Origin of the sequence: Paenibacillus sp. F4, assembly GCF_002894905.1 — a bacterium.
In the GTDB taxonomy this organism is placed as follows: Bacteria; Bacillota; Bacilli; order Paenibacillales; family Paenibacillaceae; genus Paenibacillus; species Paenibacillus polymyxa_B.
Genome location: NZ_POVS01000020.1, coordinates 190,979 through 209,749, shown reverse-complemented (window position 1 = coordinate 209,749; position 18,771 = coordinate 190,979). Strand labels below are relative to the sequence as shown.

The window sequence follows — 18,771 nt, the reverse complement described above, 5'->3', positions numbered from 1 at the left end:
TACGCCTCCCGTTTAATTCAGCACTGTAAAATGATGCTCTGCCAAAAAACGCTCCAGCTTTGTAGTCAATCGCATTTTTTCCTCATCGCTCGCAGCAACCAGCTCTAAATAAAGACGACCCTTGCCTCGTGCCCGTTCGCTTCCAGCGCTTTCTTTTTCACCAATCAAGTCCGGCTTAGCCATGCCGTTCCCTTCTGATCCGCCATCGCTGGCCCCAATCCCGCTCACACGAACCTGCTTGGCAGGCGATCTGCCTCCGCGCCCGGTTGCATTTCTGCTTGGCGTGCTTGTATGGCCCACAATCTTGTTCTCGCCATCTCGTCCACCTGTGTTCACATATAATGTATTGGCACCCAGAGGCATGACACCTTCTTCACGTTCACCTGTGAACAGCAATCCTTCACCTTTCAGCCCTTCCAGCAGTTCTTCATAGGATAGACTGCCATCATGGGACAGTGAATAATTCGTCAGCGTGCCACGCATATTTTTCCCGGCCAGAAAGGTATCGAGCTGATGCTTGATCAAACTCATCGACTTTCTGGCATTAATTTCGATAATAGGCTCCAGCTTCCCACCACGAAGTGTCATGGAATCAATGCATACATCGCCGTAATAACCATCCTGATACAATTGCCGTCCCACATCCTGCATTAAGCTAAAATAGCCCTCGCGCTCCAGCCGCTCTAAAAAAGCCCCGTCCGGCGACAAGGATTCCCGATAGGAGAATTGTGTGTTAGCCAGCCATTGTACAGATAGGATATCGACACTTCCATCATCACCAATCGTAAATTGGCATGAAAAATCCCGCTCTTTCTCCTGAAAAGGCTCCAAAAGGAAAAGCACCTGTTTGCCTTTGCGCTCCTGTCCACGCAAATACGATACGATCCGGTCCAGCATTTGTGTCGAGGTAATGTGCAGGTTTCCTTTGCCCGATACGCCAAAATCATCCTTGATTAAAAAGCTTCCATCCCGCAGCAGCTTACGCCCCGCCTCAGCGACATCTGCAAACGAAGTCACGATATAGCCCGGGTTGCGCAGACCAAGGCTGCGTTTCAGATCAGAGGAATACGTTTTGGCATTTACCTTGCGAATCGTTTCCAGCGGCGGCTGATGTAGTGTTATACCCCAAGCACGTGCAGCCTCCTCCACATGCGGTAAACCCGCAAACGGGCTAAGTACACAGCCTTCCAGTTGAGGAAACCCCTCTCCGGCATCGGCCTTGCGACTGCCCAGCAGTTCGAATACTGAAGCGGCCGATACGTTGCCTGCACGCTCCATGCCGTCGGTCAAATCTCGTTCGTTGACAGCCGGATGAAAGCCCAACTGCGCGATATACTGACGATGTACAGGCGAAATAGCATAACGGGTCAATAACGCATCTCCTGGCTGGCAAAAGCTGAACAGCAGTTCATCCATGGCTGCTACAATCGCAGAAGAAGCCCGGTCTGGCAGGGCTGGCAGGGAAGCTAACTGGGCATCCCGCCAGTAAGCCTCCGCTTCGAACGTTCCCATATACAAATGACGCTGATTCGGTATCGCATTCATATGATTCGCTTCCTTTCCTGCTTCATTATTGGCCCACTACACGGTAGCGCTACTGGCTCGCGCTCGTATAATCACGTAGAGCAAACTGCCATATCAGGCGGATGATCGCCAGCAGCCAGAGAGGTGCGAGAAATGCCCATACAATCAAACCGGGTTCCATTTTGCCGAGAATGAACATGGGCGGGAAATTACAAATGACAAACACCGGAAGCACGAACAAACCGATACGCTGAATCAGGTTACTGTACACGGCCATCGGCACATAGTTCGTCTCGAAAATGCTGTTGGACAGCTCCGTGATGCCGTTCGTGCGGATAATCCAGAAGGCCAGTAGTTGGGGCAGCAAAAACACGGAGTATGCCGTAAGTACTCCGCATCCGAGCAGCACAGAGAACCCTCCTACGGTTTCCAAATTAAACGGTAATCCGACTCGGTACCAGCCGATCCCCGTCATAATTCCGCCACCAACTACATTCGGCACGGTATAGCCCAGTTCAAACTGACGCAGTGTCACCATAAATTGCAGCGACACCGGTTTGGTCATGAGCACGTCCAGTGAGCCGGTACGAATTTTGTCGGGCAGGCTTGTAAAATTACTGTAGAACAATCCACTGTAAAATCCGCTCATCATCGTAAACACGCCGATATATAACAGCATGGCGTCAGGAGACCAGCCGTTAATGTCCGTCCCGGCCCGGTATGGAACCGAAGCGTACAGCAGCTTGATGAGCAAATAAGCCGTTTCAACCAGGAACGCAGTTATAAAATTAATACGATATTCCATCTGCGACATAACGGAAAACTGGACAAACTTCCAGTACAGTCTGATGTAGCGCCCAACGTTTCGGAAAACATTTTTCATGTTAACCCCCCACCGAGACAAAGCGTTTGACCCCGGCTTGCCACACCCAGCGTGATACGGCCGTCAGCACTACAATCCAGAGCCATTGCACGCCAATGCCTTCAGCGGCTTCCAGTACAGTCAGCTTGCCCGTCAACGCATTTACCGGAAAAAATACGGTGTAGCTGAAAGGTAGCAAACTGAACAAGCGGGCCAAAACATCTCCAAAAATCGTCAGCGGAAATACGGTACCGCTAGCTACATAAATGACAAGCGAGAGCGTATAAAATAGTCCCGCCGATTCCGTCACCCAAAAGGCTATGCCGCTCAGCGCGTAATAGGCCACAAAATTAAGCACAAGCGCTCCCGGCAACGCCAATATGTAAAGCAGGATATACGACAGCCCGAAGCTAATTTGTCCTTCCAGGCTAAGACATAACAGCAAAATAGCAGCCGCCAGCAGCACTACTGCGGACTGTACTACTTTGCCTCCGATAAATCGGCAAAAACGGTAAGCAAAATAATGCACAGGCTGTACCATGAATTTTGCCAGTCCACCTTCCTTGATATCTGTAGCAATTTCGTATTCAAAGCCCGTAGCAATCAGTTTTCCAGTTACTCCCGCCATAACCACATACACCAGCATTTCTGGCAGTGAGTAGCCCAGCACTCTTGCTTGTCCCGAAGAACCGAATACAGCTAGCCAGAGAAAAATTTGCGTCATGATCGGCAGCATGAATCCCGCCATTTGGAGCCAATAATTAGCCCGATACTCCATTTCGTTTTGCATACCAAGCTGGAGTACCTTCACATATTTGTTATTTCGCATCGGCCAGCCTGCCCCCATCGTACAAATTGGCTATCCCCTCTTCCAGCGGGACGTCCTCAATCGTAAAATCAACGACAGGCAGTGCGTCCAAAATCTTTTTGGACCAAGCCAAGGTATCTTCTGCATCCAGCTCAAATACCGCCTCCATCTCCGAGTTGGAGCGAAGTTTGCCGAGGCTCGCCAACGTTAGGTTGGATACGGGGGTCTCCAGTCGAACCTTAAGTAATTTACGGGCACCGATGACCTCATTCACCTTGTGTAAGTCTCCGTCATAGACCAATCTGCCCCCGCTGATAATGATGGATCTACTGCACAAATCCTCAATATCCTTCATATAGTGGCTTGTCAGCAGGATGGTCGTCCGGTGCGTGCGGTTATAGGCTTTGAAAAACTCTCGAATCCGCCGCTGAGAAACAAGGTCCAGTCCGATGGTCGGCTCATCCAGCAAAATGACCCGTGGACGATGCAGCAGCGCGGCGATCAGTTCCATTTTCATACGCTCGCCGAGAGACAACCGCCGAACCTGCACATGAAGCTGTTCCTCCACCCCAAGCAGAGTGACCAGTTCATCCAGCGCCTCTTTATAACGGTTTTCATCGATTTCATAGATAAGCTTGTTCAGCTCGAATGACTCGCTTGCAGGCAAATCCCACCAGAGCTGGTTTTTCTGTCCCATTACAATGGAAAACTGACGTTTAAACTCTTTTTGTCGTTTCCACGGGGTAAAGCCGAGTACCGATGCCTCCCCGTCCGTGGGATGGAGAATGCCAGACAGCATTTTGAGCGTCGTTGTTTTGCCCGCCCCGTTTGGACCGAGAAATCCGACAATTTCGCCTTCCTCAATGCTAAAGCTGACATTTTGCACAGCCTCTTTGGTCAGCTGCTCACGCTTGAACAAGTTTTGTAACGATTTGCGCACGCCCGGCTCCTTTTTGTAGTACGTAAATGTTTTCGACAATTGGTTTAATGTAATGGACGGCAATCAATTCCCCTCCTCTTTCCTCTGTGCAGGACACCTGGATGAACGTGTCTGATACGGCCGAATGCTTGGACTACTCGGCTGCTTGCTCTGCTAAAATCATCAGTTCCTCCAGCATATGCCGCTGTCTTTCAATTAAATGCAAAGCTCGTTCCGTAATTTCAGGCATCCGATGCTTGCGGAGTTGAAGCCCTGTTTTGTAAATATGCAGATTAAGCTTGTGCCAATCCGCGTACAGCCCCTGTGCCAATTCAATTACATGCTGTGTTTGTGGCCCCAGCGTGGCTTGATGCAGCAGGCAATAATCAGCTGTATAATCCGTCAAATGAAGGGCACTGCCCAATCGCAGATTGTAATAGATTTCATGACAGTATGTCCGAAAATCCTGATCCTCCATGTCTGCCAACAGACGGAAGTCACCGACAAATGCCCGGTACCCTTCATCTCCCCGCTTGACCTGCTTGCCTGTTACAGCTTTCCCCGTTTGGGTTTCCGACTCATTAGACGTAGGTACGCCTCTCCAGATGGCTTCGTGTCCAGTCAAATACTGTCGAATATGATGAGCACACGCAGCATGCATCTCACTTGGCGAAAGCGGGGCAGGCTGCTCCACCAGCCATGCATACTCAATAATGCCCTGCATCAGATCGTCGAGCCGAGCTGAGCCCACATAAGTCATGGCATGTCCCGAGGAATCGAGCAGGAAGCTATCATTCACCTGTGCTGTCCGTTCTTGCAAGTCCAACCCGCACAACTCAATCACGTGGCCCCTTGGGTAATTTTTCACATATACATCGTGATAGGTTAAAGCGGTGCTCGACGTATGCAGCATGGTACCGTAGCCCGATGTGAGTACCCGCAACAGGTCGGTTTCATCACTGACACCAGCGACCCACGGTTCCACCCGAATAACAGGTCCGCCACTGGCTGCCATTTCTTGAAGCTGCTCTGGATATTTCTCAGGTCCGAAGCGCTTCAAATCTCCACCATACTCTGCGCACATACTCCCACACAGCATGAATAGCTCGGATTCGGCCATGGTCACTCCGTACCTCCGCAACGAGGTACGCAGGGAAGAATATACACAATGTTTCCCTGGAAGAGCGTTTGCCACTTCTTCTGCACCATAGTCCACAACGGAATCATGACGAGTCTCCATATCGGATCCCTGCATCAACCTTGTCTTTTCGGCGCCCTTATGCATATTTGCCCAGCAGACGCTCAATGCCTTGCAGTGTAGATAGATGCTCCAGCACTAGATCGTCGTCCTCCATCGTAATATCAAGCTCATTTTCCAACTCTACAATTAATTCCACAGCGGATAAGGAATTCAGCCCCAAGGTTCGCAGATCCTGATCCGGAGTCAACTGTTCCAGCTCTCCCGGAGCCAGCTTCAAAATCTTTTCCAGCAAGGGTACTACATGGTATACATCTGTTTTCATTTTTGATTCCCTCCAATTTATGAGCATCCTAATCCAGCAATGATACCTTCCAATTTGTGCGCATAAGCATCAGCTTCCTGCCAGCCGTCTGCCAAAATAAGTGTGAAAATCCGGTTCACATAGCCCCGCTTCACAGGAATACCAGACAATGTACCCGCCGTATACACAAACACCCCTTCTGGACGTTCGGGCGTATAGAGCAAGCCTTCCTCCGCGAGCAACCCGCACAAGCGGCTGTAAGTGAGAGGTGTAGCGGTAACGTTGCGGTAATAACGGGATAATGTTTTATGCTGTTCTCCCAGGACGGATGACAGGAATGAAATATAGGTAGACAACGTAAACCTACCGTTAATCTCAATGACTGGAACCAGCAAACCTTCTTCGTCAACAAAACCGTCAATAGAGGCCATTCCTGTGTACCCAATGGAATAGAGATACGTACCCAGCTGATAGGCGCAACGTCTCACTTCTTCCTCCAGCGCATCACCAATCTCAGCCGGCACTTGAGATCCGATATATACGGTGCCGTCCACGTTTTGCCTTTTTAGCGAAAACATCGTCACACCACCGCCCTCGTCAATGCAGAGCTGGTAGTTCAGATCCATCTGCTTATTGTGCCAGCGCTCCACCAGCCAGCCGCCGGAAGATGGCGACGAGCCGCCAAAGCGCCTCATCACACTCAGCAGCGTGTCCAGCTTGGACAGCTCGTCCAGCATATACATGCCTTGTCCCGAGGCACCGTGCGGCTGCTTGATAATCAGCTTCACAGGTCCATCCGATAAGTCAGCCAGTCTGGCACACTCCCTGCGGATCGCCGATTCGTCTGCACATACGGCGCCTTCGCTGACAGCAAAACCAAGCTTTTGTGCGGTCAGGCGGCTGAATATTTTATCATTCACCTGAGCACTAACCGCGGATGGAGCGCCGATCAGCTCCAGCCCGCAAAGCTCCGCAATCGCTTCCTCCTGCGGTGTGACCGCATAGGGGACGAGCCACGCTTTGGCTCCGCCGCTGCTGTGGCCTGCATCTGCAACCGTACGCAGTCGTGCCAAAAGCGCCTCATCCGCCAGCACCAGCTCTGAAATCGGCGTTAGCGGATCAGAAGGCTCCGGCACCTCAATACGCGGCAGGCTAAAGCCCAACCGTAGAAGCATGTCCAGAAACGCCTCATCCGGCTGTTCCCGAAGTACAATAACATCCTGACTTCGACATAGCAGGAGATTCATTTCCTCCATCCGATTTACGACTTGCTGTTCATCCCGGTCTACCATGCCCCCCTTGCGGGGGGATGGATGCCACACTTGCTCTGCGCCGATATTAAACAGCCAAATCAGGACTCCATGGTCCCGTTCATGCGCAAGCGCTTCCACAAGGTTAATCGTTTTAGTCGTCACGTCTTGTCATCCCTCTCTCTTCCATCCAGTAACAATCAACATCCATAGAAAACTAAATGTATTTCAGAGAGCCTGCCCCGTGCAGATACAATACGCTACATTTGGAGCACACCGGAGTCAATCCTTCGTGATTAATCTTTTGACGGGTTTTCTCATACGCATCCGAGTTCCATATCTCCTTCAGACTATGCTCACGCATGCTTCCAATCGTGAACTCACTGAAAAATTTGCAAGGCATGACCTTCCCGTCTGGTAAAATATCTGTTCTGGAGGTGAGCGCCAAACAATGATTGGAACAACGGCTGACCATTTCCTCGCCATGTATAAATTTATCAATTTCCTCGTAATCCAAACCGGGCTGATAGCGCACGCGAATGTTCCATACTCGCTCATTGATCCGCTGTAGTTCCTGCATCAGAGGATCGATGTTATCCGGGTTGATTTTATATTTGAAAGCATGCCAGCTACTAATATTTTTTTCTTCAAGTTGTCGGAGCCAGGAGAAATTACGTGTAAAATATTCATCCATTTTGAGGGAGGTTTCTTTGGAAATGTACCAGGGGAACGTCAGCAGCACCAGATCCAGCCTTTTGTCCTCCAGCATTTGCAGAAATTCGTACATCCGTCCGATCATGTTATCGTTAATGACCGCATGGACAGTTACCCGTCCCTTGTACAATCCCTGGTCGCGCAGTTCAATCAGCTTATCCATTTGCCGCATTGTTTTTTGAAAGGTGCCTTTACCGCGAATTAGATCGTGTTCTCTTTCAAAACCTTCAATCGCTATTAATAACTCCAGATTTTCGGACAAATCCAAAATCCGGTCCAAATATTTATCAATAAGTAATCCATTTGTACAAAAGGTCATTTCGCGCCGATCCTCCGCCAGCACGTCCAAAATTTCATCAAAACGTCGATGAAACATCGGTTCGCCGCCCCACATGTACAGTCTGGACTTGGCTTCCTTGGTTTCGCTCAAAATTTGCCGGAGCATGTCCGGAGCAAGATCCATGTTTTGTTCTTCTTTATCCATTTGGTGATGGTAGCCTTCCTCGTTCCATTCAAAGCAGTGTGTACATCTCAGGTTGCAGCGGTTGGTCAGCTTAATGCCGATCGTCTGGGGCATGTCCGTTTTGAAAGTAGGGTCCTGTGTGGCGTTACGGTAAGATACAGAAGCGTTTTTCAGGTTACGCTTGATGAGCTTGAACGCTTTCTCATCAATCAGCACATTGCTTTTGGGCTGCATGCTAACACCTCGTTTAATGGATTTTCAGGCACATGTACCTAGCTGTACGTCAGACCGTCTCCATTCCCTCCAGATGCGGCGCTTGTTCCGCATCGCTGATCCCCTGAATGTAGCTGCAAAACGCATCTACCGAGCTCAAATGCTCTAGCTCAAAGGAATCAAAATCAATCTCCACATCAAACGCATCCTCCACTTGCAGCATGAAATGAACCAACTGCAACGAATCCAGTCCCGCATCATGAATAATGTCCGAATGTCCATCCAGCTTAGCGACCAGTTCAGGATCTTCCTTAACCGCGCTGATCATTTCAATCACTTGGCTTTGCATAGCAAACTCCTCCTTGTGAATGAGATTCTGTTCGTTCCACCCAACGATGCCCTCTGCAAAGAAAGCTCCTAGAAAAATTCCTTCACTGGAACTTTATTCAATTATACTCCTCCAATGAAGAGACAAGTCAATAGGTTGTTTTGTAAGTAAAACTCGCAAAATGTAAATTAATGTATGATAACTTCTACAATTTTCGCTGGCTATTTTTTCGCAAAATCTAATAAAAATTCTTCTCACATCTCTTGCATGAGCAGCAGAATTATTTTACAATACACGTGAAAATGTTTTTCTTTATATCCTCCTTATATACGATACTTATTTTCACGCAAACACTCTACAGCCAAAGGAGCACAGCTCATGTCCCCCATTCTTCATACATTAGCCCATAGATTGGAGCAGCTTCCCGTACAGGAGCGCAAGCTGGCGGAATCCATCCTGCAATCCCCGGAAGATGTGCTGCATCTGGGTATTCGGGAGCTGTCAGAGCGTTGTGGTGTAAGTGCGGCGACCGTTACGCGGTTTTGCAAATCACTACATTTTAAAGGCTATCCCGATTTCAAAATGAAGCTGGCCGCCGAGTTGTCCCATGCTAACCGTAATGGTGAAGAATCCTATCAGGATATTGTCGCCGGAAATTCACTTTCCCGAATCGTGCAGGCTATTCAGGCGAACCATACCGCATCCATTGCAGACACGACCCGACTGCTGGATTTCGACAAGCTGGAGCAGGCTATTGCATGGCTGTCAGCCACGAGCCGAATTGATCTCTATGGCATGGCGACATCGTCGATTGTGGCCCAAGATTTTTACCAGAAGCTCATCCGTATTGGCAAGAACAGCACTGCCTTTGCAGATTCCCATATGCAGATCACCTCTGCCTCCTCGCTCGAAGCGGAAGATGTCGCCTTTGCCGTCTCTTATTCAGGGGAAACCCAGGAGACCATTGCGGCTCTACGCTGTGCAAAGGAACAGGGGGCCAAGACATTATCCTTGACCTCCTTCGGAAACAATACGCTGGCAGGCCTTGCGGATATTGCGCTATTTTCCTCTTCATTGGAGGAAGGAATGCGACGTGGGGATATGGCCTCCCGCATCGCCCAGCTTCATATTATAGATATTCTGTTTACAGGTATGGTGAGCGCGGATTTTGACAAATATATTCCAAGATTGGAAGGTTCATATCAACAAGTGAGCAAGCTCAAAAAACAACCAGGGGGTCACTAAGATGAGCATACGCATTTTGAACAGCCGTGAAGACCTGAACGCTACTGCCGCCGCTGTGATCGCCAGCTTGCTGCTATCCAAACCACAGGCCATGCTTGGCCTAGCCACCGGTAGTACGCCGATTGGCATTTACCAACATCTTGCAGATATGTACCGCAAAGGACAGGTCAGTTTTGCACGAGCCTACTCCGTGAATCTTGATGAATATGTTGGTCTTCCCCCAGAACATCCGCAGAGCTATCGAAGCTTTATGAATGAGCACTTGTTCCAGCATATCGACATTCCCATATCCCATACACGTGTTCCTGACGGGAATGCACTAGATCTGACAGCAGAATGTGCAGCGCACGAGCAGGCTATTCTGGATCATGGCCCCGTGGATCTGCAGTTGCTTGGCATTGGTCATAATGGGCATATCGGCTTTAACGAACCCGGTCACAGCTTGGCTGGAGCCACACATGTTGTAGATTTGAAAGAAAGTACGCGCTCGGCGAATGCTCGATTTTTTGGCGAAATAGATGCTGTACCCAGGCAAGCAGTTACGATGGGAGTAGGCACGATTCTTAAGGCGAAGCAAATTATACTGGTAGCTTTTGGTGCGGATAAGGCCGACATTATAAAGCAGGCTTTAACTGGACCTGTCACGACAGCGTGTCCGGCTTCCCTGCTGCAATGTCACCCCAACGTACTTATTTTACTGGATCAGAAAGCGGGAGGATGGTTCAATTGAAGTCAGATGAAATGAGTGGTAACGTACCCCAGTTACTGTATGGGCAAGTTGTCGTTGGAAATGACATCATTGAAAAAGGGGTTGTCGTCATTGAGGGGCAGTCCATTGTTTATGCTGGTTCCGAGGGAAATTTGCCCGCTGATTGGACATCGGTAGTCTTGGCAAATCAGGAAGAAAGTGCAGCGAAAACCGCAAACATTGTGCGTTTGGAAGGAGGTTATCTGCTGCCAGGCTTTATTGATATTCATGTTCACGGCGGTAACGGTGAGGACTTTATGGACTCCAGTCCAAAGGTGCTGGATACGATCACCTCCTTTCACGGTTCACAAGGAACGACGGCCATGCTGGCTACCACCATGACCGCGCCCAAGGAACAGATTGACCGAGTATTGAGTGAAGTTCACGCTTATATGGCACTACCTATGCCCTATGCTCAGTTGGAGGGCGTACATCTAGAAGGGCCGTTCATCAGTCCGAACTGGCCGGGAGCGCAAAACCCGGAACATATCGTGCCACCGAATCTCTCATGGGTGGCAGAATGGGAGCAGCGCTATCCAGGCCTTGTTCGCCAGCTCACGCTTGCGCCCGAACGGGAAGGAGCGCTGGAACTGATTGCATGGCTGCGCAGCCATGGCATTACCGCGGCTCTCGGTCATACAGATGCTACGTATGAAGAGGTTGAACAGGCAGCGACGGCGGGGCTGAACCATGCGGTGCATGCGTTTAATGCTATGACTCCGCTGCATCATCGCAAGCCGGGAGCCGCCGGAGCCGTACTCGCTGATCCGCGCATTGAAGCAGAGATCATCGCGGACGGCATTCATGTGCATCCCGCCGCCATTTCCCTGCTCGCTAGGTTAAAGCAGGATCATAATCTCATTCTCATCACAGATGCCATGTCTGCTACTGGTCTGGAAGACGGGAAATATACGCTCGGCGATTTGCCGGTGATCGTGCAGGGCGGTGTAGCGCGACTGGAGGATGGGGTCACTTTGGCAGGAAGCACACTAACGATGATTGAAGGCTTCCGCTATTTGATTCAACATGTGGGTATGAGTATTCCCGCGGCATCACAAATGGCCAGCCTAAATCCGGCTCGATCCTTGCACATTGCTGATCGTACAGGTTCGCTTGAAGCAGGTAAACAAGCAGATATCCTGTTACTGGATGGAGACTTAAAGCTGCAAGGCGTATGGATTAAAGGATTGCGCAAATAATTCAGTTATAGTTATCATTCCCCAAAACTAAAGAGCTATCCACCAGCGTATTCGCTGAGATGGATAGCTCTTTCTTTGGCATTGCACACACTTATAGGGTTTGAATTAGCGATGATTCATCGGCGCGGGCGTATGATTTTGTGGGCGTGTGGGTGCTGTATTTTCCATTGGACGGTTTGTATCAGCCGCCGAGGTCGGGAATACACGTTCAATCACATCCACCATTTCATTGCTCAAGCCTCTAATCGGATGACCATTTTGCACACTGTGTGTAAAGTCAGTGGCTTGTTTGACAAAGTCCGGGTTAGCGGATACATGTACCTGTTCAATCGAAGGTGCAAATTGCTTAACTTTATTCGCGATACGGCTCTTGACTGCATCACTTGGTTCATATGCAGTTCTTGCTCCCTCGATTGTGGTGTTTCCGTTATCTCCGCGATTGTTGTCCGTCAAGCCACGCAACATACCGTACGAGCCTGTACCCATCGTACCGAATAAACCGTCATCACGACGCGCAGGTGTTCCATTCCCGGTAACTCTATTTCCGGCAACTCCATTGTCTGTCATTCCAGGCGTCGTAGTATCCGTAGTACGGTTTCCTCTAGTGCCATTAACGCCATTCACACTCGGTACATTACCGTTACGTCCAATACTATTAGCACTTGGAGTACCATCAATACTTGGAGCACCGACACCTGTTCCGTTTGCTTGGTCTTTCAAGGAAACGGCAACATAGGCATGTCGCTCACCGACCAGCACTGTCGCAGACTTTACATCCGGCATCTCAGATATACGTTTGGACAAACTGCGATCGACTTGCAGATTACGGACTGGATGTCCGGTTCGGTTGCCATTTTCATTCAATGACATCCCGTCCATACCATTGGACTTAACCCCATAACGATTCACACCATCCATACCATTACGGTTCACACCATCCATATGATGTGTGCTTTGCGCGTTATAGCGTGTACTGTTCGTACGAACGTTATGATCGGCATTTCCGCACCCGGTCAAAGCAGCCATACTGGCGAGTAAAGCAGCAGAAATCGTAAAACTGATGACCTTCTTAGTTCCTGGCATGAACTCATCCTCCATACATTATAAAATGTGTGACGAGATTATCATGCGCTATGAATCATAGGGATATCCTGACTAAAAAATGACTAAAAAAATAAAATTTTAATGTAAATATGAAATACAATTGATGATTTACCACAAGATGGCATGTATAATAAGCTTGAAAAATACTTTATTTTACAAAGGAGGATTTTCAGTTTGAAAAAGATCACTGTTTTGATGCTCATTTTTATGTTATCAGTTACCCTTGTACCCGTCGGCGCTTTTGCAGGCTCCACTACCCCCCACCCCCCGAAAGATCCCGCCGGAAGCTGGGCAGAAGGCCCACCACCTAATCGCGTTGATCCTGCCAAGCCCGCACTATTGTTCGTACATGGTTTGAACAGTAGCGCTGAAGTCTGGACCAAAAATAATAACGACATGCTTCAGCGCGCACGTGACGCCGGATACCAGACGGCCACCATTAATCTGTACGATACAAATGGTACATCCCAGGATATGTGGGACAATGGTAAGCTTTTAGCCGACAAAATCAAGGTCATCAGTAATCACTTTGGAAAAAAGCTCATTGTCATCGCCCACAGCAAAGGTGGAGTGGATACTCAAACCGCTCTCGTATATAACGGAGCCGCTCCTTATGTTCAACGTGTCATCACCCTCAGCAGTCCCCATCATGGCTCACAACTTGCAGATCTCGCCTACAGCAGCTGGGCCGGATGGCTGGCAGACATCGTCGGCTCACAGAATCCCGGCACCTCTACTCTACAAACATCTTATATGAAGTATTTCCGAACCAAGACCGATGCACTCAGCAACGCGACTACAATTCCATTCTTCACGTTTGCTGGTGATAACTGGTCTGACGGTACTGCTTCCTACATACTGGGCGGACTTTACCTCTCAACCTTTGGTAAAAATGATGGAGTGGTCGCAGTCGACAACGCTAAGCTCCCCGGCGGACGTGTAGTTAAAATCGGATCTTGGGATCATGCCAAGGTTCGTACCGGTTCTTACGTCTTCTCCCTGATTCAACCCTACCTCCAAGCGAACACTCCAGCATTAAATCAGGAAACTGAAGCACTTTCAGCTTCTTCCCTAACTGCTTCTGCTGTACAATCCACCTATAGCGAGATCGATAATTCTTACTTTATCCGAGGCGGCGATTATAATGGAAAAGCCTCAGAAACCCTCACTGTTGAAAATGGTGTCAAATCCATTGATCTGGACTGGATCAGCGATAAACGTGTGAGTAAGCTGGAACTAACCAAGCCTGACGGTACCAGTGAAATTATTAATCTGAAAGCAGGCTATGATGACGATATTTTTGCTGGTGCCTGGCATCATAACGCCGTCATTCAAAATCCAAAACCGGGCACCTATAAACTGAACGTCACAGTTCCTGATCAAGGAGCATATCTCCTGATTGCACGTTACCAGGCTGTTCAAGTTCCAGAGCTGAAATACAATCTGAATGCAGTGGGCCCGAAGCTAAACCTGAAACCACAGGATTCCCCGGACAGCGTTACACAAGTTACCTACCAAGTTCAATATTATGGTGATCCGCAGCAAGGAGTCACTTCTGCCTCCAAAGGTTTGACGGTACAGCAAAAAAACGTTAACCCTACCGGACAAATAGAGCTATCCAAAGCGGACAAGCCCGGCATCTATTCTGTAACCTATGAAATTAGCGGCACCACAGAGGCAGGTTATCCGTACCGTCGCACAGCTGTTCAATCCATCTATATTGATGCTGACGGCAATAAGTATGTTGACTAAATAAATCTATCAACCCAAAAAGCCTGCGAACCCCTACATATATGGGGCGTTTGCAGGCTATTATTCATTACAAAACTTCTTGATAGTATTCAATCCGTTGTCTGATTCCTCAGCTTATGAAGCCAATAGTAGCGGTGTAAATCCATAATAAAATGAAAAAGAACAAATGCCAGCATGGAGTATACACTGATCAATACTGTGGCAACTAATTGTTGTGTAGCAAATCCGAGGGAAACATTAGCTATCAGATAACCAGCCCCAGTAAATGTGGTGATCGTCACTACAGGCGCTCTCTTGTTTTTTTCCTTAACTTTTGGTTTCTTCTTATGTTTTGAAGGATCTTTGAATTTCGCCAAATTATATTTTATAAAGGAATACAAGGCGACTCCATAAAGGGCAAAAGAACCTATAAAATACCATGAAGTATCCAGACCCAACATGCCATAAGCAAACTTTTGTGTCATGATCATGAAGCCCATAGAACAAATCAAACCAAATACACCACGGAATAAAATGTAATTCAACTGCAATTTGCGTGGCATGATGACCAGTACTAGAGCCCAAATGTTTATCATAACAATCGGTGGCAACAGTACATAAACGTAAACTGCAATGTATGGATTTCCCACTAAGGGGATAACCAGAAACAGATCTAACAGTAATAAAACAAGAATGATGACATTGGAACGAATACTGTTGACTGGGTACATCTTCATACTTTTCTCAAAAGAAGCCCTGTTATCACTCATAAACTTATAAGCCCTCCGTTAAATAAGTAAACCTACGGATAAGGATAGCCAAGGCTATATCCATTGTCCACTTTTTACTGTCTTTAACTCTTGTCGCAGTTCTTCTATAAAATCAGTCACAATGCTTTGGACAGCATCTTCACGGGACATACGAATATACCGACTGGTCTTTTGAATGTCTTCCTCGAACAATTGAAGTATCCTATACATGGCCTCCTGATCTCCACTTCGTACTAATTTTAGCAATTGGACGAACTCAGCATCCGAAATAACTCTTTGAGCATTTTCTTTTTCCATTTATTCACCGCCTGTTGGGATAGCTTTAACTCTTTTGCAATCTGTGCTTCGGTTTTGTCTAGTATGTAAAGGTCAAAGATGATCATTTTTCCGATCTCAGAAGATAGAGAGTTGATAAGCTGTAGTGTGTACATATTAGAGTTTGAAGATTCTGTAAAGGATGGGGCGCTGATGGCTTCGTTCTTTTCCATTACAAATTCATGATTGGTTTGTACTCGAGCACGATACTGGATTCTCCAGGCAATGCGGTACAGCTTCTTTCGATATTGTTCCACCAATGTTAGCTGAGACTGATCCATTGTAAATCACCCTTTCTCTTTGGATTTGACTTTTTCTAATCCTCATACTATAGGGTAATTTCCAAACCTATTTTACAACCAAAATCAGAACACTTGTTCTTATTTATTATACTATTTTTACAATCAGTTGTATATGGTTCTTTTAATTTACCTTCCTTTATATATGGCTAAAAAGGAGGGAATACATTGCAAATGGATGATGCTCTTTCTCTGGTTACCAACGTAGGCTTTCCGGCTGGACTTTGTTTTATTTTGTTGCGGCACATCCTGCACACGATGGAGGAAAAGCTGGACAAGCTGGATCTCTCACTTCATGAGCTGATTCAGGTTATCCAAGAATTAAACGACACTAACAATTCTTCTTCCAAAAGCAGCAAACCTGACGAGTAACGAACACAAAGAAGCTCCAGACGACGATCATCCGCCGTTGGAGCCTCTTTGTGCGCTAATTTAATTTAATTCTAATGATTATTTTCCAGTCTGAGCTTGGTCGTGTCCATTCTGTTCAGCACGGTTCACGTCAGATACTGACAGACCATAAGCCCAGTTACTTTGTGGCGGTACAATCCATACGGTATCTGGATCATCGTTAAGCGTCCAGCCCTGATAGACCAGCTGGGAATCATCCTTACCCAGCGATATGCTCAGCGTAAAGCGGTGAACAGGCTTGTTCAGCTCAGAGGCTTTGCGCAAGGTCTGACTGCTGGCCAGGTTTTTGATTTGCTGCGAGAGGGAAGTCGCCGTGTCACTGGCTACTGACTTTCCGTTCAGCGTCCAAGATGTGGAAGCACTGTCTCCGGTTCCGCTGTTACCGGAGGATTTGAGCATCCATGAAGCATTTTGGCCTTCCCACTCTATTCCGCTCAGCTTGGTATCGTCCCAATCGAACGGCGTTGTATCTATAAAATCATCAGCACCCAGCAACAACCCTGAAAGTGTATCGATAGGTACAGAAGCTATTTCTTTTTTGTCTGATAATACATAAACAGCATCTCCGGAAGGCAACGTTTCACCGAAGGCAAAGGTACGAACGTCACCCTTCTTGGTCTTAATCTCAATCTGATCATTGGTAGCGCTGATCCCATATTTGGCTACGTCTGTAGGAGAAGATTCCACCACTTCACCCAACTTTACATTTTGAATCGCTGCTAGCCAATTGTCTATTGTATATTGGTTTAATGGGTAAGTCCGTGGCTTGCTCATACTCCATTGACCATCATTTTGTTCAAGTTCCACCGACTTGCCGTCCTTTCCAGTGATCGCGAAAGACGTAATATCCCCTTGCGTAAGCTGAACCAGCTGGCGAGCCGCCGGCGCTTGTTCACGAAAGAAGTTTTGGCTCTTCGCATAGATCATACCCGCTCCCAATACAACTAACAGTAGCACTGTGGGTATCCATTTTCTCATGCTCTTCTTCGCCTCCACCATAATAAGATTCCGATGACCGCGAACAGCAACGGCAATCCGATGACAGATATGGTCAATATCGTTTTCGCTTGTGCAGGAGTCAAGTAAGCTACCTTATAATCCTGCTCCTGACGAGGACGAATGGTGAGCCCATCAGAGTGTTCCTGCACATAATTCAGACTGTTTAGCACAAAGTCTCGATTGCCTCCTGTGCTGATCTCAGTGTCGCTTAAGAGGGCCGACGTTCCGAGAATAACGGCTTTGGGCTTGCCGTCTTTCCCTTCTACCGCATAACCGAGATTCAGCGGCCCCTGCGGGTCCTTGTCATCCTTCTGCGTTTCGTTGTTCAGCAGCCCTTGGATATTCGTTTCACCATAGCTGGCTGCAGAAGATTTCATCAAAAGCGTCGTCTTCCAATCCTTCTGCTCTCCTGCCTGCAAAGCAATAGACAGTGAAAGAACAGGGTACAGATTGGAAGCCGCCAACTTATCGGTGATCGCATGACTGCCGAAGGTAGGAACCGTCCATAGAGGTCCAAGTGTATTCGTCTGTTCCTGATCCACCACGATGGCATGAGTGTCCTTCACTCCATAATCAGCTGCTAATGCATCAAGGTTTTTCCAATCGGACCCCATGTTCGGGTGAAAGCCTAGTGCCATAAAAAGCTTTCCGCCATCATTCAGATACGTACGAATACTTTTCAGTTCCGTTACACTGATATCACGTTCTGGTCCGACAATAGCCAATACAGACGCATCTTTGGGCACGCTACCCGCCTGATTAAGCTGAACTTCCTCTGTTTTCACATTATCTTGTGAAAGTGAGTTGCTTAATTCAGTCATTTGGGACAATGGGATTTCCTCATGTCCAGTCAGAAAGACCACTTTCCCTTGACGGGTAGATGATAATCCCAACAGTCCACTAGTCAGCTTTTCTTCCCCGGTAAATTGGTATGCCCCTTCGCCACTCCCCTGAGCTTGCGTAAATAGACTCCCAATATCTATAACCCGCTTCTTCTCTCCCTGCACCAACACAATAGACGCTGCAGTAACACCATATTGCTTGGCCAGTATCGGTTCCTGATTCAGATCGTATTGCTCGACCTTGAGCTTGTTGTTACGCTTGGCGTATTCATTCAGCATGTCCGTAACATCCCGGTTCAGCTTCTGATTTTGCGAAGTAGATACGGTAAAAGCAATGAGCCGTACGTCTTCCTTTACTCCCTGAATGGTCGTCAACGTTTGGTCAGACAGCGTATACTGCTTGCCTGCCGTCAGATCTAGTTGAAAGCCACCCAGCGAACGCAGAAATAACGTCAATAAAATAAAAATCCCTACAGCAGCAATCGATAGTACCACACTATTGGTATGACCCAGCCATTTTTTCAT

At 47.9% G+C, this 18,771-nt stretch carries 20 protein-coding genes; 5 read left to right on the top strand and 15 right to left on the bottom strand.

Translation table 11 applies throughout. The features are described 5' to 3' along the window. Positions 1-12: 12 nt before the first annotated feature. From C1T21_RS24355 to C1T21_RS24315, 9 genes are all read right to left on the bottom strand, one after another. Entirely contained in the window at positions 13-1,545 is a 1,533-nt protein-coding gene (locus C1T21_RS24355; RefSeq protein WP_103050079.1) for a hypothetical protein, read from the bottom strand. Between the two features lie 49 nt (positions 1,546-1,594). Continuing rightward, on the bottom strand, positions 1,595-2,407 hold the full coding sequence (locus tag C1T21_RS24350; protein ID WP_103050078.1) for an ABC transporter permease: 813 nt from the start codon (positions 2,405-2,407) through the stop codon (positions 1,595-1,597). A gap of 1 nt (position 2,408) precedes the next feature. Then, complete coding sequence (locus tag C1T21_RS24345; RefSeq protein WP_103050077.1) at positions 2,409-3,215, bottom strand: ABC transporter permease; 807 nt, start codon at positions 3,213-3,215, stop codon at positions 2,409-2,411. Further along, entirely contained in the window at positions 3,205-4,197 is a 993-nt protein-coding gene (locus C1T21_RS24340) for an ABC transporter ATP-binding protein (protein ID WP_103050076.1), read from the bottom strand. Before C1T21_RS24340 ends, C1T21_RS24345 begins: the two co-directional genes overlap by 11 nt. A 70-nt stretch (positions 4,198-4,267) precedes the next feature. After that, positions 4,268-5,353 (bottom strand): hypothetical protein, encoded by a 1,086-nt coding sequence (locus C1T21_RS24335; RefSeq protein ID WP_258012610.1) that lies wholly within the window; start codon positions 5,351-5,353, stop codon positions 4,268-4,270. Positions 5,354-5,390: 37 nt separating this feature from the next. Continuing rightward, positions 5,391-5,636 (bottom strand): acyl carrier protein, encoded by a 246-nt coding sequence (locus tag C1T21_RS24330; RefSeq protein ID WP_023990061.1) that lies wholly within the window; start codon positions 5,634-5,636, stop codon positions 5,391-5,393. A gap of 17 nt (positions 5,637-5,653) precedes the next feature. Further along, positions 5,654-7,030 carry a preATP grasp domain-containing protein gene (locus C1T21_RS24325; protein ID WP_103050075.1) on the bottom strand — a complete coding sequence of 459 codons (1,377 nt, stop codon included), beginning with the start codon at positions 7,028-7,030 and terminating at the stop codon, positions 5,654-5,656. Positions 7,031-7,082: 52 nt separating this feature from the next. Beyond that, the gene (locus C1T21_RS24320; protein ID WP_061828875.1) at positions 7,083-8,276 is read right to left on the bottom strand and encodes a radical SAM/SPASM domain-containing protein; all 1,194 of its coding nucleotides are present in this window, start codon (positions 8,274-8,276) and stop codon (positions 7,083-7,085) included. A 49-nt stretch (positions 8,277-8,325) separates the two neighbouring features. After that, a complete protein-coding gene (locus C1T21_RS24315) occupies positions 8,326-8,604 on the bottom strand; it encodes an acyl carrier protein (RefSeq protein WP_013311713.1) in 279 nt (92 codons plus the stop codon). A gap of 357 nt (positions 8,605-8,961) precedes the next feature. On the opposite strand from C1T21_RS24315, the gene C1T21_RS24310 reads away from it, so the two are divergent. From C1T21_RS24310 to nagA, 3 genes are read left to right on the top strand one after another with little or no spacing between them, the layout of a single operon-like run. After that, positions 8,962-9,828 carry a MurR/RpiR family transcriptional regulator gene (locus C1T21_RS24310; RefSeq protein WP_103050074.1) on the top strand — a complete coding sequence of 289 codons (867 nt, stop codon included), beginning with the start codon at positions 8,962-8,964 and terminating at the stop codon, positions 9,826-9,828. Position 9,829: 1 nt separating this feature from the next. Continuing rightward, entirely contained in the window at positions 9,830-10,558 is a 729-nt protein-coding gene (gene nagB / locus C1T21_RS24305; protein WP_103050073.1) for a glucosamine-6-phosphate deaminase, read from the top strand. Further along, a complete protein-coding gene (gene nagA / locus C1T21_RS24300) occupies positions 10,555-11,775 on the top strand; it encodes an N-acetylglucosamine-6-phosphate deacetylase (protein ID WP_103050072.1) in 1,221 nt (406 codons plus the stop codon). Before nagB ends, nagA begins: the two co-directional genes overlap by 4 nt. 105 nt (positions 11,776-11,880) lie before the next feature. Here the strand turns inward: nagA and C1T21_RS24295 are convergent, their stop codons facing one another. Further along, positions 11,881-12,858: a YhcN/YlaJ family sporulation lipoprotein gene (locus C1T21_RS24295; protein WP_103050071.1), complete on the bottom strand. Its 978-nt coding sequence runs from the start codon at positions 12,856-12,858 to the stop codon at positions 11,881-11,883. 195 nt (positions 12,859-13,053) lie between these two features. Between C1T21_RS24295 and C1T21_RS24290 the strand changes: the two genes are divergently transcribed. Next, positions 13,054-14,631 carry an esterase/lipase family protein gene (locus tag C1T21_RS24290; RefSeq protein WP_103050070.1) on the top strand — a complete coding sequence of 526 codons (1,578 nt, stop codon included), beginning with the start codon at positions 13,054-13,056 and terminating at the stop codon, positions 14,629-14,631. 89 nt (positions 14,632-14,720) lie between these two features. On the opposite strand, the gene C1T21_RS24285 is transcribed toward C1T21_RS24290, so the two are convergent. The 3 genes from C1T21_RS24285 to C1T21_RS24275 are packed head-to-tail and all read right to left on the bottom strand — an operon-like array spanning position 14,721 to position 15,976. Beyond that, a complete protein-coding gene (locus C1T21_RS24285; protein ID WP_103050069.1) occupies positions 14,721-15,380 on the bottom strand; it encodes a hypothetical protein in 660 nt (219 codons plus the stop codon). 54 nt (positions 15,381-15,434) lie between these two features. Next, positions 15,435-15,677 (bottom strand): helix-turn-helix domain-containing protein, encoded by a 243-nt coding sequence (locus C1T21_RS24280; protein WP_081330688.1) that lies wholly within the window; start codon positions 15,675-15,677, stop codon positions 15,435-15,437. Beyond that, a complete protein-coding gene (locus tag C1T21_RS24275) occupies positions 15,620-15,976 on the bottom strand; it encodes a hypothetical protein (RefSeq protein WP_103050068.1) in 357 nt (118 codons plus the stop codon). Before C1T21_RS24275 ends, C1T21_RS24280 begins: the two co-directional genes overlap by 58 nt. A gap of 192 nt (positions 15,977-16,168) precedes the next feature. On the opposite strand from C1T21_RS24275, the gene C1T21_RS24270 reads away from it, so the two are divergent. Then, a complete protein-coding gene (locus C1T21_RS24270) occupies positions 16,169-16,366 on the top strand; it encodes a YvrJ family protein (RefSeq protein ID WP_223822138.1) in 198 nt (65 codons plus the stop codon). 78 nt (positions 16,367-16,444) lie between these two features. On the opposite strand, the gene C1T21_RS24265 is transcribed toward C1T21_RS24270, so the two are convergent. Together C1T21_RS24265 and C1T21_RS24260 are read right to left on the bottom strand one after the other, a co-directional pair. After that, positions 16,445-17,383 (bottom strand): DUF4340 domain-containing protein, encoded by a 939-nt coding sequence (locus C1T21_RS24265; RefSeq protein ID WP_103050067.1) that lies wholly within the window; start codon positions 17,381-17,383, stop codon positions 16,445-16,447. Further along, complete coding sequence (locus C1T21_RS24260; RefSeq protein WP_103050066.1) at positions 17,380-18,771, bottom strand: GldG family protein; 1,392 nt, start codon at positions 18,769-18,771, stop codon at positions 17,380-17,382. The genes C1T21_RS24265 and C1T21_RS24260 overlap by 4 nt, the downstream gene beginning before the upstream one ends.